The organism is Achromobacter sp. MUI-25009338, from assembly GCF_057359325.1.
Map to the genome: position 1 here is coordinate 422,667 of NZ_CM170627.1, position 16,508 is coordinate 439,174.

The following is a 16,508-nucleotide window of genomic DNA, read 5'->3' on the forward strand; positions in this document are numbered from 1 at the left end:
TACGCCTTATTTGCGCGGCGCCTTCAGCGCCTCGTGGTAACGGGCCACATAGGTATCGAAATCTTCTGTGTCCGATTGCTCCAGCCGCAACTGTTCCGTAACGGATTGCGCGGCGGCCTGCTCATAGGCGCGCGCCAGGTCCGCGGGCAGGGCCTGCGCGCGCAGCGCGTCGGCATGCTTGCGGCTGAGTTGCAGCGAGTAGTCGTGGAACGACAGCCCGCTTGCGCGCAGGGACGCCAGCAGGCGGGCCGAGGGCGTGGCGTCGGGCTGGTCCAGCTTGGCGCGCTGCGCGTCGAGCGCTTCGGCGTAGGCGCTGCCGCCCAGGGCGGAATCGTACAGCGCCGCGTAGGGCGCGATCTGGTCCAGCAGCTGGTGGCCCCACTGGGCCAGGCCGATGGCCTGGCCGTCGCGGTCCAGCGTCAGGCCGGGCTTGCGGCCTTCCTTGACCACGGTGGAGAAATTGTCGGCGCTGCGCTGGCAGTAGCCGTTGGCCGGGAAGTAGGGGCTGTCGGAGGCGGCGCAGAACAGCAGGAACGCATCGACGAAGCGGCCGGTGGCGGCTTCGATGCCGACCGGCGACTCGGGATCGATGTCCAGGCAGCGCACCTCCACGTACTGCACGCCGCGCTCGGCCAGCGCCGTGATCGGACGCTCGCAGCGGCCGGTGGCGCGCTTGGGCCGGATGCTGGAGTAGTACTCGTTTTCGATCTGCAGCACGTTGGTGTTGAGCTGGATCCATTCGCCGTCGCGGTGGGTGCCGATCTTCTGGTAATCGGGCCAGGGCTTGGTCACCGCGTCGTACAGGCGGCCCAGGAACGTGTCCAGGTCGTTGTAGCAGAGCTTGAGCTGCGACTGCGCCTTGTTCTGGTAGCCCAGGTCGCTCATGCGCAGGCTGGTGGCGTAGGGCAGGTACAGCGTGTCCGCGTCCAGCTTGTGCAGCGGATGTTCGCGGCCGCGCAGGAAGTCGCTGGCCAGCGCGGGCGCCGCGCCGAACAGGTACATCAGCAGCCAGGAATAGCGCGTGAAATTGCGGATCAGGCCGATGTAGCCGCGCGAGCGGCGGTCCTGGGCGGTGCCGGGCTGCGTGTCCAGCACCGACCAGAGGTCATCGGCCAGCGAATAGTTGTAGTGCACGCCCGCGATGCACTGCATGGTCTTGCCGTAGCGCACGGCCAGGCCGCGGCGGTAGACGTGCTTGAGCATGCCGGTGTTCGAGGTGCCGTACCAGGCGATGGGAATGTCGGCTTCGGGCGGCAGCGTGGCGGGCATGGACTGGTTCCAGATCAGTTCATGGTCCAGCACGCTGTAGACGTGGCGATGGGTATAGTCCAGTTCCGCCAGCAACGCGTCCACGTCCGTATGCGTGCCCGTGATGAGTTCGAGCAGCGATTCGGAATAGTCGGTGGTGACGTGTTCGTTGGTCAGGGCCGAGCCCAGGCCGGCGGGGTGCGGCGTGCGGGCCAGCAGGCCTTGCTCGTCCACGCGCAGGCCTTCTTTCTCGATGCCCCGCAGGGTCTGGGTCAGCAGCGAGCGGTTGGCCTCCAGGCGGGAGAGGCGGTTGGCGGCAGTATCGGTCACGGGTTTTTCTCGTTTGGGTCTGACGTCGGATTTTACGGGGTGCCAGCCTCCTGTGCCGAGGGTGTCAATACTGGGGACAGGGACAATGCCTGCGCCGTGCGCGCCAGCCACTCGTCCAGGTCGGCATAGACCGGGTCGGCGATGGGCGCGGTTTCGTTGAAAATCTCGTGCCAGGCGCTGTCGTACCAGCGCAGCGTGAGCAGTTCGGCCGGCGCGCGCTGGGCGAACTGGCGGCTGCCCTCGGCGGCGACGATGGAGTCGTCCCCGGCCACCATCAGCAGGGTGCGGCAGGGCAACAGCGGGGCCTCGCGCAACGATTCGCGGCCGCCTTCGTCGACGAAACGCGCCAGCCGGCCCGTCATGCGGCGGCGCACCAGAGGATCGGACCGATAGGCGCGCACCACGGCCCGGTCGTGCGAAATCCGGGCCGGGGCCAGCCCGTGGGGCACGCGCAGGTCGGGCGCGTGCAGCGACATCCAGGTCAGCGTGCGCCGCACCCACAGCGGCACGTTGACCACGAAGGGCGGCGAACTGAGCACCAGCGCGTCGATATCGGCCAGGCCGTGCAGCGCGATGCGCACCGCGACCAGCGCGCCCAGGCTGTGGCCCAGCACGATGGGCGCGCGCCCCTGGGCCAGGGTCCAGGCCCGGAGCCGGTCCACGGCGTCGGCCACCAGGTCGTCCTGGCGCCTGAGGGTGGCCGGCGGCCCGCCCGAATGGCCGTGGCCGCGATGGTCGTGCGCGCCCACCTCCCAGCCGCGGGCCGCCAGCCAGCGCGCCAGCCGGTCATAGCGCCCGGCATGCTCGCTCAGCCCGTGCAACAGGTAGATACTGGGGGTGCCCGGCCCGGCGATGGGCGGGGGCAGGTTGGGGGCGGCCGGCCAGGCATAGTTGGCCAGCGGCGTGCCATCGGGCGCGGGGGTCAGCGAAATCGGCGACAATTTCCGGCTTCCTCGAAATGAATAGACCGTCGGGGTCTCGGTAATGACGATTTCATCGCTGTTTCGTTTCATGTTCAAGAAAGCCGGCATGGCGCTGGCGCTGGCCCTGCTCGTGGCGGCGTGCTCGCCCAGCTACAACTGGCGCGAAGTCGACGTGGCCGACGGCCACGTGCGGGCGGCGTTCCCGGACCGCGTCACGTCGGACACGCGCGACCTCAAGCTCGACACCCATACCCTGAAATTCACGCTGGCCAGCGCCAACGTGGGCGAGGCGGTCTTCGCCGTGGGCTCGGCCCCGCTGCCGCCGGACATCGCCGCGGACCCGGCGGCGCGGCGCGCGCTGGGGCTGGCGCTGATGCGTTCGCTCTACGTCAACATGCAGGCCGTGCCGCCGCTGGAATGGCCGCCCTACGGCGACGTGATCGAAATCCACGGCAAGGCCATGGGCAAGCCGGGCTGGCTGCAGGCCCGGGTCTGGGTGACCGATACCATGCTGATCGAGGCGGTGGCCGCGGGCACGCAGGAAAGCCTGCCGGCCGAACGCGCGCGCGAATTCCTGCGCTCGGTCGTGGTCAAGCCGTGATGTCGCCGAGCAGGCCGCGGCGCAGGGCTTCGACCGCCGCGCTGCGCCGGCCGCGCACGCCGAGCTTGGCGCAGGCGTTGCGCAAATGGAAATTCACCGTGCTTTCGCTCACGCCCAGGATGCGGGCGGTCTCCCAGCTGGTCTTGCCCAGCGCGGCCCATCGCAGGCAGGCGACCTGGCGCGCCGACAGGGAAGCGTTGCGGGGCATGGCGGACATGGCGGCGGCAGGCGAGGGGCGTTTCGGTTGACGGGTCGCCTCATGCTGCGCCGCGCGCGGGCGCCGGGCAAGCAACGATGCCTTGGCGCATCGATTTCTTTATCTTTGACGGAATAGTCGTATGCCTGCCATCGTGCAGTTCTATTTTTCGGCCATCGTGCTGATGCTGCCCCTGCTTTCCTGCGTCGGCATCGGGGTGTACTGGGCGCGGCGCGAGCTGCCGTTCGGCGGCGCCTTCATCACCACGCTGGTCACCTCGGTGACCACGCCCGCGCTGGTGTTCCACACCTTCGTCACCACCCATCTGGACGACCGCGCGCTGGCCGACGTGGCCGTGGCGACGCTGCTGGCGCTGCTGCTGTGCGCGCTGGTCAGCGCGCTGTTGCTGAAGCTGTGGAAGCTGCCGGTGCGCACCCTGCTGCCGACCGCCTTCCTGCCCAACGCCGGCAACCTGGGCCTGCCGATTTCGCAGATGGCGTTCGGCGACGCCGGCCTGTCGGTGGCGGTGGCGTTTTTCGCGGTCAATTCCTTCGTCATGCACACCGTCGCCGTGCGGCTGCTGCCGGGCGTGAACACCAAGGGCAGCTGGAAAAGCCCCATCCTGCTGGCCTCCGTGGTGGCGGTGGCGATGCGCCTGCTGGACGTGCCGGTGCCCGCCTGGATCGTCGAGACCTCGCGCATGCTGGGCGCGGTGACCGTGCCGCTGATGCTGCTGAGCCTGGGCCACGCGCTGGCGCTGATTCCTTCAGGCGGCCTGCGCGACGGCGCCAAGGTCGCCGTCATCCGCCTGGCCGTGGGCCTGGGCGCGGGCCTGGCGGTGGTGTGGGCGCTGGACCTGGAGCCGCTCCTGGCCGGCGCGCTGAGCCTGCAGATGGCCATGCCCTGCGCCGTCGTCAGCTACATGTACGTCAAGCGCTACACGCCGCTGGGCGACACCGCCGCCGGCGCCGTGCTGGTCTCCACCGTGGCGTTCCTGGCGCTGGCGCCGGTAATGCTGTGGCTGTCGCGGGGCGGGGCGTATTGATTTGGGTACAGGGGCGTATCTATCCATTCCCCATACGCCATTGGTCCATTTCCCTCACACACATCAAACCGCCCCGGCCATTTCCCGCAGCTGCGCCATCAACGCGTCGGGCACGTCCACGCCGTGCTTGAGCGCCGCTTCGCGCAGTTTGTGGCGGCGGTCGCCGGGCAGGCGCACGCCTTCGTCTTCCAGCATGGCGTCGACCAGGGTTTCGACGCGTTCCAGATAGGCCTCGTTGCCGGCCAGCGCGCCCGGGTCGATGGCCAGGAAGGCCTGGCCCAGGCGGGCCGGGCCGCCGTCGTCGACGAAGAACGATTCCGTCTCGAAACCGAAATGGGCGCCGGTCAGCGCGCAGGCCAGCAGTTCGACGATGAGCGCCAGCATCGCGCCCTTGACGCCGCCGGCCGGCAGCATGCTGCCGGCCAGGCCGGCCTTGGGATCGGTGGTGGGCTGCCCCTGGGCGTCCAGCGCCCAGCCCAGCGGGATGGGCTGGTTGTCGCGCGCGGCGATCATGAGCTTGCCGCGCGCCACCTGCGACAGCGACAGGTCGATCAGCAGGCGGGCGCCGCCGCGTCGCGGGAACACCGCGGCGATGGGGTTGGTGCCGAACAGCGGGCGCTTGCCGCCCCAGGCGGGCATGGCGGCCGGCGAATTGCTCAGCGCCAGCGCCACCAGGCCGGCGTCGGCCAGGGCTTCGAGGTGATAGGCGGCCGCGCCGAAGTGATGGCTGTTGGTCACGCCCACGAAGGCCACGCCGTGCTCGCGGGCGCGCGCGGCGGCCTGCTCGACCGCCAGCGCGCAGGCCGGGAACGCCAGGCCCGAGCCGGCGTCGACCAGCGCCGCGCCGCCGCGTTCGTGCACGAGGCGCGGCACGGCCGAGCCGATGGCGCGGCCGGCGCGCAGGTGGCCGGCGTAGAACGGCACGCGCGACAGGCCGTGCGAGCCCAGCCCCTGGCTTTCGGCGTAGACCAGCGCGCGCGCGGTGCTGTCGGCCATCGCCGGGTTGGCGCCGGCGGCCGCCAGGGCGGCCGCGGCGAGCAGTTGGAGTTCGTCCAGATAGATGTGAGCCATATCCTTTCCGTCAGGAGGCGGCGCGGGCGTGCTGCGCGGCGCCGCCGGTAAGGGCTATTGTCACACCGGCGGCCACCATGTCGGAAACGCGGGTGTTGGCCTCCTGTGTCAGGCCGGCGATATGCGGCGTGAGGATGAGGTTGGGAACGCCGGCCAGCGCGCTGCCGGCGGGCAGCGGCTCTTCGGCGTACACGTCGAGCGCCGCGCCGCGCAGGCGGCCGGCCCGCAGCGCCTCGGCCAGGGCGGCTTCGTCCACGATGCCGCCGCGCGAGGTATTGACCAACACGGCGCCCGGGCGCATGCGGGCGATGCGTCCGGCGTCCAGCAGCCGGCGCGTGCCGGCGGTGAGCGGCAGGTGCAGCGTGACGGCGTCGGCCCGCGCCAGCAGCGCGTCCAGCGGCACGGCGGCGACGCCCGCTTCTTCCCAGGCGGGATGGTCCGGCGGCAGCGCCGCGTCGCAGCCGATGACTTGCATGTCCAGCCCGCGCGCCAGGCGCGCGGCCAGCCGGCCGATGCCGCCGAAGCCCACCACGCCCAGCGTGCGGCCGTGGACTTCCAGGCCTTGCGAGAGCGCGTTGCGGGGCCACTGTCCGGCCGCGACCGCCGGCGTGGAGAAGTAGGCGCCGCGCAGCAGCGCCAGCACGGCGCCGATCACGTATTCGGCCACGGCGCGCGCGTTGGCGCCGGTGGCCGGCACCACCGCGATGCCGCGCGCGGCGCAGCCGTCCAGGTCGATGTTGTCCAGTCCCACGCCGAGTCGCCCCACGGCCCGCAGCCGGGGAGCGGCGGCCAGCAGTCCGGCGTCGACGCGGCTGCGGTTGCGCACGATCAGGCCGTCGGCCGCCGCCGCGGCCTGCAGCAGGGCCTCGCGGCGTTCGACCAGGTCGGGCTCATAGCGCACGTCGAAGCGCCGGCGCAGCGCCTCGACCGCGGGCGCGTCCATGAACTCGGAGATGAGAATGTGCATGGGGAGTCCCTGGCTCAGGCGACCTGGATATTGGCCTCGTGGATGATCTTGGCCCAGCGCGCCACCTCGGACTTGAGATAGGCGCCGAACTCCGCCGGGCCGCGCGGCTGGGGCACGAAGCCCAGCTGCCGCAGCGCCTGCTGCATGGCGGGTTGCGACACCTGGCGCACGATGGCGTCGCCGATGCGCTGGACCCGCGCCGCCGGCGTGCCCGCGGGCGCGAGCACCCCGGTGAAGTTCTCCACGATCAGGTCGGGCAGCCCGGCCTGCTGCACGGTGGGCACGTCCGGCAGGTCGGGGCTGCGCTCGCGGGTGGTGATGGCCAGCGCCCGCAGCGCGCCGTTCTTCACGTGCGGCAGCGATTCGGGATAGTTGGAGAACACCACGTCCAGGTGGCCGCCGATCAGGTCGGTGAGCGAGGGCGCGCCGCCTTTGTAGGGAATGTGCATCAGCGGCAGGCCGGTGAGCTTCTGGTAGAGCGCCAGCGTCAGGTGCGGCGGCGTGCCGTTGCCGCTGGAGCCGGCCGACAGCGACTTGGCGCGCGCCGCGCGGGCCAGGTCGGCCATGTTCATGATGTCGCTCTTGGCGTTGACCACCACCATGATGGGCGAGGAAGCCAGCCCCGCCAGCGGCGTCAGGTCGCGCGTCAGGTCGTAGCCGGCCTTGCCGGCGAAGAGCGTGGCGTTGGCCGCGTGCGACAGCGTGATGGCCAGCCAGGTATAGCCGTCGGGCGCGGCGTTGGCCACGTGCGTCGCGCCGATGTTGGCATTGCCGCCGGGGCGGTTTTCCACCACCACGTTCCAGTGCTCGGCGTCGCCCAGCGCCTTGCCGACCTGGCGCGCGGCCACGTCGGTCAGCCCGCCGGGCGGGAAGGGCACCACGTAGTTGATGGGCCGTTCGGGCCACTTGCCGGCTTGCGCCAGCGCGCCCTGCCACGGCGCCAGGGCGCCCAGGCCGGCGGCGCCGAGCGCGCCGAGCAGGCGCCGGCGCAGCGCGGCGTCCGGGTTGAGATCGTGTTCGCTGCTCATCTGTCTTCCTCCTTGGGGGATGCCCCGGTAGGAATGCAAGGGCGCGCGCTCAGGCGCTTTCGAAGATGCGGGTCAGGACGAATTCGCGATGGCCCAGCGCCTCGGCGGCGGTCCAGCGGCCGTTGGCGGTGGCCAGCATGCATTCGAGCAGCCTGTCGCCGGCCTGGCTCAGGTCGATCTCGCGTTGCAGCAGGCCGCTGGTGTCCACGTCGATGTGTTCCGACATGGTGCGCACCGTGCGCGGGTTGGCGCAGATCTTGATGACCGGCAGGATGGGATTGCCGATCACGTTGCCCTGGCCGGTGGGGAAGAAGTGCACGGCGTAGCCCGAGGCCGCGCACAGGGTCACCATCTCGGCCGCGGCCGAGGACGAGTCCATGAACCAGAGGCCGGGGCCGTCGGGGATTTCGGCCTTGTCCAGCACGCCGTCGACGCGGCACTGCTTGCCGATCTTCTGGATGTTGCCCAGCGCCTTTTCCTCGATGGTGGTGAGGCCGCCGGCGATGTTGCCCTTGGTGGGCTGGGACTCGGACAGGTCGCTGGTCTTCCAGCGGTCGATCATGTCCTGGTAGCGGTTGAACATGAACATGAAGCGTTCGCGCACCGCGTCGTTGGCGCAGCGCTCGGCCACGATGTGCTCGCCGCCGGTCAGTTCCGAGGTTTCGCCGAACACCAGCGTGGACCCCAGCGCGTAGAGCTTGTCGAAGGCGTTGCCGACGGTGGGATTGGCGCCGCAGCCCGAGGTGGTGTCGGACTCGCCGCACTTGGTCGAGACCCACAGGTCGGCGATGGGGCATTCGCTGCGCGCCAGCGCGGTGGCGTAGTGCACGAACTCCTTGGCGCAGCGCGAGGCGCGCATGATGGTGTCGTGGTCGCCGTGCAGTTCGATGCTGAAGCCCATGACCGGCTTGCCGGTGGCGGCGATGCCGTCGACCACGCGCTTGGTCCAGCCTTCTTCGATGCCTATCACCACCACGGCGGCGACGTTGGGATTGCAGCCGGTGCCGATCAGGGTGCGGAAGTGCAGTTCCAGGTCCTCGCCGAACTGCAGGCGGCCGTAGGGGTGGGGCAGGGCCAGCGTGCCCTTGATGTTGTTGGCCACGGCCTCGGCCGCGGCGTTGGAGATGTCGTCCACGGGCAGCACGATGACGTGGTTGCGCACGCCGACGCGGCCGTTGTCGCGGCGGTAGCCCTGGAAGGTGGTCGAAGCGGAGATGACGGACATGGCGGATTCCTTTTCGAGTGGGGGGCTTACCAGCGCTTGGTCTTGATGTTGTGCACGTGGGCGTGCTGCCCGGCCTGTATGGGCTGCACCACCCGGCCAATGTCGACGCCGTACTTGTAGACGGTGTCGCCGACGGCCATGTCCTTCATCGCCACCTTGTGGCCGATGGGTATGTCCTGCGAGGCGCGCACGTGGATGATCTTGTCCTCATCCATGATCCAGGCGTTCAGTTCCGTTCCGGCGGTGACGCCTTCCACCACGGCGACCGCCACCGTGTCCTTCGCATCGTGCAATACGGCGTGAATCATTGTCTTCCTCCTGGCTGGGACGCCGGCCGGACGCGGCAGGCGCTACGGTCAGGAGATCTTATGGCCGCAATTTCTCTAAGTCAACTAAATCATATATATGAATTGTATGACTTGAGCCGGCTTCGTCCGCGCCGCTACACTGTGGCCTCCCGGTTATTGCGATGCACCCATGAATATCAGCCTGTCATCGACCGTGCCCCTCGGCAGTCCCCTGTATGCGCAGGTCAAGCAGGCCGTGCTGGCCGCGCTGGCCCAGGGCGAGTGGAAACAGGGCGAGGCCATCCCGCCCGAGAAGCAGCTGGCCGAGCGCTTCGGCGTGTCCATCGGCACCTTGCGCAAAGCCATCGACGACCTGGCCGCCGAGAACATCCTGGTGCGCCACCAGGGCCGCGGCACCTATGTGGCCGTGCATACCCGCAACCATCATTTCTTCAAGTTCTTCCGCATCGTGCGCCAGGACGGGAACAAGTCCTATCCCAGCACCGAGCTGCTGCGTTTCCGCCGCCAGCGGGCCTCGGCCATCGCGCGCGAGAAGCTGAACCTGCCGGCGGGCGCGATGGTGTTCGAGTTCACCAACCTGCTGTCGCTCAACGGCGAAGTCGTGATGATGGACGAGCTCTGCCTGCCGGAGTCCTGCTTTCCCGGCATGACCGAAGCGCACCTGCGCGAGCGCTCAAGCACCCTGTACGCGCTGTACCAGGACGTGTTCGGCGTGAACGTGATCGCCACCGACGAGCGCCTGCGCACCTGCCTGGCCGAACGCGCGCAGGCGCGGGCGCTGGGCGTGGCCGAGGGCAGCCCCTTGCTGGAGATCCGCCGCGTCGCGTTTTCGTACAAGCGCCAGCCCGTCGAGTGGCGGATCTCGCGCGTCAATACCGAACGCTACGAGTACCTGGGACAGGAGCCCTGGGGGGAAGGGGTCTGAGGCCTGTTGCTGCCGCGCGCGCCAGCAGTGCTAGAATTCCTGCCGCAGTATTCAATTTTCGGCGCCGATTTGCCTGATCCGCTTGCGGGCGCCTTCCAATAAATCCAGCTAAAGAGGTCCGTATGACCACTCCTGCCCAGAATTTGGCCGGTGATTCGGCCAGCGGGTTCGTCCCCGCCGCCATCACGACCGCCGCCGCCGCTGATCCCGGCTCCGTCGGTCTCGTCGCTCCCACTTTCATACGCTTCGATGAGCCGCTGCCGCTGTCCAGCGGCCAGTCGCTGGCCGCCTACGAGCTGGCGGTGGAGACCTACGGCACGCTCAACGCGCAGCGCAGCAACGCCGTGCTCATCTGCCATGCGCTGAACGCCTCGCATCACGTGGCCGGCCAGGCGGCCGACAATCCCTCCGACGTGGGCTGGTGGGACAACATGGTCGGACCGGGCAAGCCGGTGGACACCGACGTGTTTTTCGTGATCGGCGTCAACAACCTGGGCTCGTGCTTCGGCTCGACCGGCCCGGCCAGCATCAACCCGGAGACCGGCAAGCCCTGGGGCGCGGCCTTTCCCATGCTGACCGTGGAAGACTGGGTGCGGGCGCAGGCGCGGGTGGCGGACCACTTCGGCATCGAACGCTTCGCCGCCGTGATGGGCGGATCGCTGGGCGGCATGCAGGCGCTGAGCTGGGCCATCACGCTGCCCGAGCGGGTCGCCAACTGCGTGGTCATCGCCAGCACGCCGCGGCTGTCGGCGCAGAACATCGGCTTCAACGAAGTGGCGCGCCGCGCCATCATCACCGATCCCGACTTCCACGGCGGCGACTATTACGCGCAGCAGACGGTGCCGCGCCGCGGCCTGTCGGTGGCGCGCATGATCGGCCACATCACCTATCTGTCCGACGACGACATGGCCGAGAAGTTCGGCCGCGCCCAGCGCGCCCCGGCCGAGAACGGCGCCTACCGCTACGGCTACGACGTCGAGTTCGAGGTGGAGTCGTACCTGCGCTACCAGGGCGAAAAATTCACCCGCTACTTCGACGCCAACACCTATCTGCTGATCACTCGCGCGCTGGATTATTTCGATCCGGCCCGCAACGCCGGCGGCGACCTGGCGCGCGCGCTGGCGCCGGCGCAGGCCGATTTCCTGCTGGTGTCGTTCTCAACCGACTGGCGCTTTCCGCCGGAGCGCTCGCGCGAAATCGTGCGCGCGCTGCTGAAGAACGGCAGCCCCGTGACCTACGCCGAGATCGACGCGCCGCACGGCCACGACGCCTTCCTGCTGGAAGACGCCCGCTACCATGCCGTGGTCCGCGGCTATTACGAACGCATCGCGCGCGAGCTGGACCTGGGCGCCGCGCGCCCGAACCAAGGACGTTCCGAATGAGCCCCGTGACTCCCCGCCCCGCGCCCGGCGCCCTGCGGCCCGACCTGGCGCGCATCGCGAGCTGGATCGAGCCCGGCAGCCGCGTGCTGGACCTGGGCTGCGGCGACGGCGCGCTGCTGGCGCACCTGCGCGACCACCGCCAGGTGCGCGGCGCGGGCGTGGAGCTGGACGACAACTGCGTCATCGCCTGCGTGCGGCGCGGCGTGGAAGTGATCCAGCAGAACCTGGAAGACGGCCTGGCCCTGTTCGACGACAAGCAGTTCGACACGGTGGTGCTGTCGCAGACCCTGCAGTCCATGCACCGCACCCAGCACATCCTGCGCGAGATGGCGCGGGTGGCGCGCTACGGCGTGGTGTCGTTTCCCAACTTCGGCTACTGGCCGCACGGCTGGTCCATCCTGCGCGGCCGCATGCCGGTCACCGGCCAGATGCCGTACCAGTGGTACAACACGCCCAACATCCACCTGTGCACGCTGCGCGACTTCGAGCAGCTGGCCGGCGAACTGCGCCTGGACATCCTGGAGCGCGCTACCTTCAACGAAGGCCGCGAGATCAAGCTGCTGCCGGGCTGGCGCAGCACGCTGGCGGTGTACCGTTTCGCCTCGCCCTGACGCTGCGGCCCGCAGGCCCTAAAATGCCGCAAGCCGCCGGCCTCCAGCGCCGGGCCGGCGCGTTACCGGAGACCGTCATTACCGCTGCATCCAACGTCTACACCAGTCCCCGCGTGGCCCCTTTGCTGGTCCTGGGCTTCGCCAGCGGATTGCCGCTGGCCCTGACCAGCGGCACCTTGCAGGCCTGGGCCACGGTGGAAGGCGTGCCGCTGCAGCAGATCGGTTTCCTGACCCTGGTGGGCACGGCCTACACCCTCAAGTTCCTGTGGGCCCCGTTCGTGGACCGCTACGTCCCGCCCCTGCTGGGCCGGCGCCGCGGCTGGATGCTGGTGACCCAGCTGCTGCTGGCCGCCGCCATCATGGCGATGGGCGCGCTGTCGCCGTCCTCGGCGCTGCAGCCGCTGGCGCTGCTGGCGGTGCTGGTGGCGTTCCTGTCGGCCACCCAGGACATCGCTTTCGACGCCTATTGCACCGACGTGCTGCGCAAGGAAGAGCGCGGCGCGGGCGCGGCCATCAAGGTCATGGGCTACCGGCTGGCCATGATCGTGTCGGGCGGGCTGGCGCTGATCCTGGCCGACCAGTGGATAGGCTGGGGCTACACCTACATGCTGATGGGCGGGCTGATGCTGCTGTGCGCGCTGGCCACGCTGTGGGCGCCCGAGCCCGAACACGTCGCCACCGCGCCGCGCAGCCTGCGCGAGGCGGTGGGCGAGCCGCTGCGCGAATTCTTCACGCGCCGCGGGGCGCTGGCGGTGCTGCTGCTGATCGTGCTGTACAAGCTGGGCGATGCGTTCGCCGGCGCGCTGTCCACCACCTTCCTGATCCGCGGCGCGGGCTTCAGCCCGACCGAGGTGGGCACCGTGAACAAGGTGCTGGGGCTGGCCGCCACCATTGTCGGCGCGCTGGCCGGCGGTTCGCTCATGTCGCGCTGGGGCCTGTACCGCTCGCTGATGGCCTTCGGGCTGCTGCAGGCGGTGTCGAACCTGGCGTACTGGATGATCGCCGTCAGCCCCAAAAGCATCTGGCTCATGGCCACGGCGGTGGGCATAGAGAACCTGTGCGGCGGCCTGGGCACGGCGTCCTTCGTCGGCCTGCTGATGGCGCTGTGCCGCCAGCGCTTTTCGGCGACCCAGTTCGCCCTGCTGTCGGCGCTGTCGGCGGTGGGCCGCACCTACCTGGCCGGCCCGCTCACGCCGCCCCTGGTCGACAGCCTGGGCTGGCCCGGCTTCTTCCTGCTGACGGTGCTGATCGCCTTGCCCGGCCTGGTGCTGCTGCACATGCTGCGCGGGACGATAGAGACGATGGAGAAGAACGGGGCGTGACCGGGCGATGCGCACGGCGCGGGATTGCCGCGCCGTGCCCGTTTTCCGCTTATTCCGCGCCCGTCAGCCTGACGATCAGCACGTCGCTGGGCAGCGATTCGAGCAGCCGTTCGGCCACGCTGCCGATCGCGGTGCGCAGGATGCCGGTGCGGCCGTGGGTGCCCGTGACCACCAGGTCGGAGCGGTGGTTGAACGAGTATTCCGACAGCACGGTCTCCGGCTGGCCGCATTCCAGCACCACCTTCGGCGCGGCGACGCCGGCCAGTTCGGGCGTGGCGGCGGTGAATTCGCGCGCGCTCTGCTCGGCGGCCTTGTAGAAGTTGCGCGTGACGGCCTCGTCGGGCACGTTCTTGCCCTGGAACGGCACGTCATAGGCGTGGAACAGCGTCAGGTCGGCGTTGGGCACCAGCTGCAGCGCGGCGCGCAGGGCCTGGCGCGAGCCGTCGGAGAAGTCGGTGGCCACCAGCACGTCGCGGTAGGGGCGGCGCGGGCGGGTCTTGACCACCAGCACCGGGTGGCGCGCCTGGCGGGCCAGCTTTTCGACGGTGGTTCCCAGCAGCAGCCGGCCCAGGGTTTCGTCGCGCGCGATGCCGGTGACGATCAGCGAACAGCCGTAGCTGTCGGCGGTTTCCATGATGCGCGCCAGCGGATCGCCGTTGGTCACCACCACTTCGGTCGGCACTTCGGCGGCCGCCAGGTCTTCGGCCAGCTCGCGCTCGGCCAGGGCCTTGTGGTCCGACGTGTGGCGGCGCCACACGGGCGTGGTCAGGCGCGCGGACGTCGCATGCGACTCCATGACGTGCAGGACGATGAGCTTGGTGCCGAGTTCCTTGGCCAGCTGCAACGCGCGGTCCAGGGCGCGGTCGCCACGGGCGCTCAGGTCGGTTGCCAGCAGGATGGGGCCGATTTGCTGTGTCATTATCTTCTCTCCCGGGTGTGGCCGGGCCGACGGTACCCGCGTCCGTGCGTCCCTGCCGTTACTGCCCTTGCGGGCACATCCCCATTGTCCCGTTGCTAGGCGGGGCGGGGTTTGACCGATATCAACGCATCTTCCAGCGTAAGGGATGGCGCACATCCAGGCAATGGCGGCCCGCCGCGCGGCGGCTCAATACAATGTGGGCTGTCCTCCTTTCGTCCTCCCCATGTTTTCCGAACTCTCGCCCGTCCTGCTGCATACGCTGTATCTCGTCGCCATCGTGGCCGAAGCCATGACCGCGGCCCTGTCCGCCGGCCGGCGCGACATGGACTGGATGGGCGTGTGCATCATCGCCTGCGTGACCGCGCTGGGCGGCGGCTCGCTGCGCGACGTGCTGCTGGGCCATTACCCCCTGACCTGGGTGATCCACCCCGAGTACCTGTGGATGACGGGCGGGGCGGCCATCGTCACGGCATTGATCGCGCCGGTCATGCGGCGCCTGCGCAGCCTGTTCCTGCTGGCCGACGCCCTCGGCCTGGTGGCGTTCACCGTCATCGGCTGCCAGGTGGCGCAGCTCATGCAGCTGCCGATCACGGTGGTGCTCATCAGCGGCATGATCACCGGCTGCGCCGGCGGGGTGCTGCGCGACGTGCTGTGCAACGAGGTGCCGCTGCTGTTTCGCAAGGAGCTCTACGCCAGCGTGTCGGTGGTGACGGGCGGGCTGTACCTGGGCGGGCAGGCGCTGGGCCTGTCGGCCAACGCCGCCGTGCCCATCGCGCTGGCCGCCGGCCTGGCGGTGCGCCTGCTGGCGCTGCGGTTCAACTGGCAGATGCCGAAATTCGTCTATCGCGACGATTGGGATTGAACGCCGGCTGCGAACGCAACCAAGTTCTTATTTGTGTTTCAAGAAACTTCTAGTATCGTCCCCCCCGTCGCATACCAGGCATCAAGCCGCAAAGGGGAGCCGATTGGACGTCAAAGCGCCCGCCACGATTCCGTATTTCCTGCAGGAACAGATCCGTGAACTGATCGTGGACGGAACCATCCGTCCCGGCCAGCCGCTGCGGGAACAGGAACTCGAGCAACGCTTCGGCACCAGCCGCAGCCCGATCCGCGAGGCGCTGCGCCTGCTGGAGGTCAGCGGCCTGGTCACCCACGTCCAGCGCAAGGGCTTCAGGGTCACGCTGTACACCGAAACCCAGATCCGCCACCTGTACCTGCTGCGCGCCGAGCTGGAGGCCTACAGCCTGCGCCAGGCGGCCGGGGCCGAGGACCTGTCGCCGCTGGTGGCCGAGCTGCGCCGCCACCACGGCGCGATCGCCGAGGCCCAGGCCGGCGGCCAGGTGCGCGCCTGCATCGCCGCGGCCTGCGAGTTCTACCTGGCCGCGGCTCGCAGCACCGGCAACACGCCGCTGGCGGGCATGCTGAGCAAGCTGTATGAACAGGTCGAGCCGCTGCGCTACCTGCTGGCCCGGCGGGAAATGGCTTCCAGCGCCATTGCGTCCTGCACCCGCGCCATCATCGACGCGATGGCCGGGCGCGACGTCGAACGCATGACCGGGCTGGCGCGCGGCTACCTGGCCGACGTGCTGTCGCCCGTGATCGAGGCCTACCGCGAAGTCGCGCGCGCCTGAGGGCGCGGCGGCGGGGTGCGCACCTCGATGCCGGCCGCCTCCAGGGCTTGGCGGATGCCGCTGGCGAACACCAGGGCGTTGGGCTGGTCGCCGTGGATACAGAGGGTGTCGGCCTGCACGGGCACGTCCTTGCCGCCGACCGAGCGCACCTTGCCTTCGCGCACCATGCGCACCACCTGCGCCACCGCCTGGTCCACGTCCTCGATCATGGCGCCGGCGCGCGTGCGCGGCGTGAGCGAGCCGTCGTCCTGGTAGCTGCGGTCGGCGAAGACCTCGCTGGCCGCCGCCAGGCCGATGTCGCGGGCCGCCTCGATCAGCCTGCTGCCGGCCAGCCCGTACAGGATCAGCGTGGCGTCCACGTCCTTGACCGCCTGGCAGATGGCGCGCGCCAGGTGTTCGTCCTTGGCCGCCATGTTGTAGAGGGCGCCGTGCGCCTTGACGTGATGCAGCCGCGCGCCTTGCGAGGCGGCCACGCCGGCCAGCGCGCCGATCTGGTAGACCACGATGTCGTAGGCCTCGTCGGGGCTGATCTGCATGGCGCGGCGCCCGAAGCCCGCCAGATCCTGCAGGCTGGGATGCGCGCCCAGCGCCACGCCCTGCTTGAGGGCGGCGGCCACGGTTTTGCGCATGGTGGCCGGGTCGCCGCCATGGAAGCCGCAGGCGATATTGGCGGAGCTGACGTATTGCAGCACCGCCGCGTCGTTGCCCATGGTCCAGGCGCCATAGCTTTCGCCCATGTCGCAGTTCATGTCGATGCGGGTGGTCATAGCGGTTTC

The 16,508-nt window shown here is 69.6% G+C and carries 18 protein-coding genes and 1 riboswitch; of the genes, 8 read left to right on the top strand and 10 right to left on the bottom strand.

Annotated elements, in window-relative coordinates; genetic code table 11:
- Positions 1-6: 6 nt before the first annotated feature.
- Together gshA and AC1IQ6_RS02010 are read right to left on the bottom strand one after the other, a co-directional pair.
- Positions 7-1,578 carry a glutamate--cysteine ligase gene (gene gshA / locus AC1IQ6_RS02005; protein WP_485865726.1) on the bottom strand — a complete coding sequence of 524 codons (1,572 nt, stop codon included), beginning with the start codon at positions 1,576-1,578 and terminating at the stop codon, positions 7-9.
- A 32-nt stretch (positions 1,579-1,610) separates the two neighbouring features.
- A complete protein-coding gene (locus AC1IQ6_RS02010; RefSeq protein ID WP_485865727.1) occupies positions 1,611-2,519 on the bottom strand; it encodes a lysophospholipase in 909 nt (302 codons plus the stop codon).
- 43 nt (positions 2,520-2,562) lie between these two features.
- Between AC1IQ6_RS02010 and AC1IQ6_RS02015 the strand changes: the two genes are divergently transcribed.
- Entirely contained in the window at positions 2,563-3,102 is a 540-nt protein-coding gene (locus AC1IQ6_RS02015) for a hypothetical protein (RefSeq protein ID WP_111826066.1), read from the top strand.
- Here AC1IQ6_RS02015 and AC1IQ6_RS02020 read toward each other — a convergent pair.
- Positions 3,092-3,310 (bottom strand): helix-turn-helix domain-containing protein, encoded by a 219-nt coding sequence (locus tag AC1IQ6_RS02020; RefSeq protein WP_111826341.1) that lies wholly within the window; start codon positions 3,308-3,310, stop codon positions 3,092-3,094. The two genes, AC1IQ6_RS02015 and AC1IQ6_RS02020, sit on opposite strands and share 11 nt — an antisense overlap.
- Before the next feature lie 130 nt (positions 3,311-3,440).
- Here AC1IQ6_RS02020 and AC1IQ6_RS02025 point away from each other — a divergent pair, with 130 nt between their 5' ends.
- Entirely contained in the window at positions 3,441-4,343 is a 903-nt protein-coding gene (locus tag AC1IQ6_RS02025; protein WP_102773265.1) for an AEC family transporter, read from the top strand.
- Between the two features lie 63 nt (positions 4,344-4,406).
- Here AC1IQ6_RS02025 and AC1IQ6_RS02030 read toward each other — a convergent pair whose 3' ends face one another.
- From AC1IQ6_RS02030 to AC1IQ6_RS02050, 5 genes are read right to left on the bottom strand one after another with little or no spacing between them, the layout of a single operon-like run.
- Positions 4,407-5,414, bottom strand: coding sequence for an Ldh family oxidoreductase (locus AC1IQ6_RS02030; protein ID WP_102773266.1), 1,008 nt, complete (start codon positions 5,412-5,414; stop codon positions 4,407-4,409).
- Positions 5,415-5,424: 10 nt separating this feature from the next.
- On the bottom strand, positions 5,425-6,381 hold the full coding sequence (locus AC1IQ6_RS02035; RefSeq protein ID WP_102773267.1) for a hydroxyacid dehydrogenase: 957 nt from the start codon (positions 6,379-6,381) through the stop codon (positions 5,425-5,427).
- A 14-nt stretch (positions 6,382-6,395) separates the two neighbouring features.
- Positions 6,396-7,409, bottom strand: coding sequence for a Bug family tripartite tricarboxylate transporter substrate binding protein (locus tag AC1IQ6_RS02040; protein WP_485865728.1), 1,014 nt, complete (start codon positions 7,407-7,409; stop codon positions 6,396-6,398).
- A 49-nt stretch (positions 7,410-7,458) separates the two neighbouring features.
- Positions 7,459-8,634, bottom strand: a complete 1,176-nt coding sequence (locus AC1IQ6_RS02045; protein WP_111826062.1) for a UxaA family hydrolase — start codon at positions 8,632-8,634, stop codon at positions 7,459-7,461.
- A 26-nt stretch (positions 8,635-8,660) separates the two neighbouring features.
- Entirely contained in the window at positions 8,661-8,942 is a 282-nt protein-coding gene (locus AC1IQ6_RS02050; protein ID WP_102773270.1) for a UxaA family hydrolase, read from the bottom strand.
- Positions 8,943-9,111: 169 nt separating this feature from the next.
- Here AC1IQ6_RS02050 and AC1IQ6_RS02055 point away from each other — a divergent pair, with 169 nt between their 5' ends.
- The 4 genes from AC1IQ6_RS02055 to AC1IQ6_RS02070 all read left to right on the top strand — a co-directional run bounded on the left by AC1IQ6_RS02055 (position 9,112) and on the right by AC1IQ6_RS02070 (position 13,182).
- The gene (locus AC1IQ6_RS02055) at positions 9,112-9,867 is read left to right on the top strand and encodes a GntR family transcriptional regulator (protein WP_102773271.1); all 756 of its coding nucleotides are present in this window, start codon (positions 9,112-9,114) and stop codon (positions 9,865-9,867) included.
- A 51-nt stretch (positions 9,868-9,918) separates the two neighbouring features.
- A riboswitch (SAM riboswitch) is annotated at positions 9,919-10,000 on the top strand.
- Entirely contained in the window at positions 9,990-11,249 is a 1,260-nt protein-coding gene (metX, locus tag AC1IQ6_RS02060; RefSeq protein ID WP_181390943.1) for a homoserine O-succinyltransferase MetX, read from the top strand. Its footprint overlaps the riboswitch before it by 11 nt.
- The gene (metW, locus tag AC1IQ6_RS02065; RefSeq protein ID WP_111826061.1) at positions 11,246-11,860 is read left to right on the top strand and encodes a methionine biosynthesis protein MetW; all 615 of its coding nucleotides are present in this window, start codon (positions 11,246-11,248) and stop codon (positions 11,858-11,860) included. Before metX ends, metW begins: the two co-directional genes overlap by 4 nt.
- Before the next feature lie 23 nt (positions 11,861-11,883).
- Entirely contained in the window at positions 11,884-13,182 is a 1,299-nt protein-coding gene (locus AC1IQ6_RS02070; protein ID WP_247747564.1) for a muropeptide transporter, read from the top strand.
- Positions 13,183-13,231: 49 nt separating this feature from the next.
- Here AC1IQ6_RS02070 and AC1IQ6_RS02075 read toward each other — a convergent pair whose 3' ends face one another.
- Positions 13,232-14,101, bottom strand: coding sequence for a universal stress protein (locus AC1IQ6_RS02075; protein WP_102773273.1), 870 nt, complete (start codon positions 14,099-14,101; stop codon positions 13,232-13,234).
- 223 nt (positions 14,102-14,324) lie between these two features.
- Between AC1IQ6_RS02075 and AC1IQ6_RS02080 the strand changes: the two genes are divergently transcribed.
- Entirely contained in the window at positions 14,325-14,963 is a 639-nt protein-coding gene (locus AC1IQ6_RS02080) for a trimeric intracellular cation channel family protein (protein WP_102773274.1), read from the top strand.
- Between the two features lie 103 nt (positions 14,964-15,066).
- Positions 15,067-15,732: a GntR family transcriptional regulator gene (locus tag AC1IQ6_RS02085; protein WP_102773275.1), complete on the top strand. Its 666-nt coding sequence runs from the start codon at positions 15,067-15,069 to the stop codon at positions 15,730-15,732.
- Here AC1IQ6_RS02085 and AC1IQ6_RS02090 read toward each other — a convergent pair.
- Positions 15,708-16,499 carry a LamB/YcsF family protein gene (locus tag AC1IQ6_RS02090; protein ID WP_111826060.1) on the bottom strand — a complete coding sequence of 264 codons (792 nt, stop codon included), beginning with the start codon at positions 16,497-16,499 and terminating at the stop codon, positions 15,708-15,710. The genes AC1IQ6_RS02085 and AC1IQ6_RS02090 overlap by 25 nt on opposite strands.
- Positions 16,500-16,508: the final 9 nt, after the last annotated feature.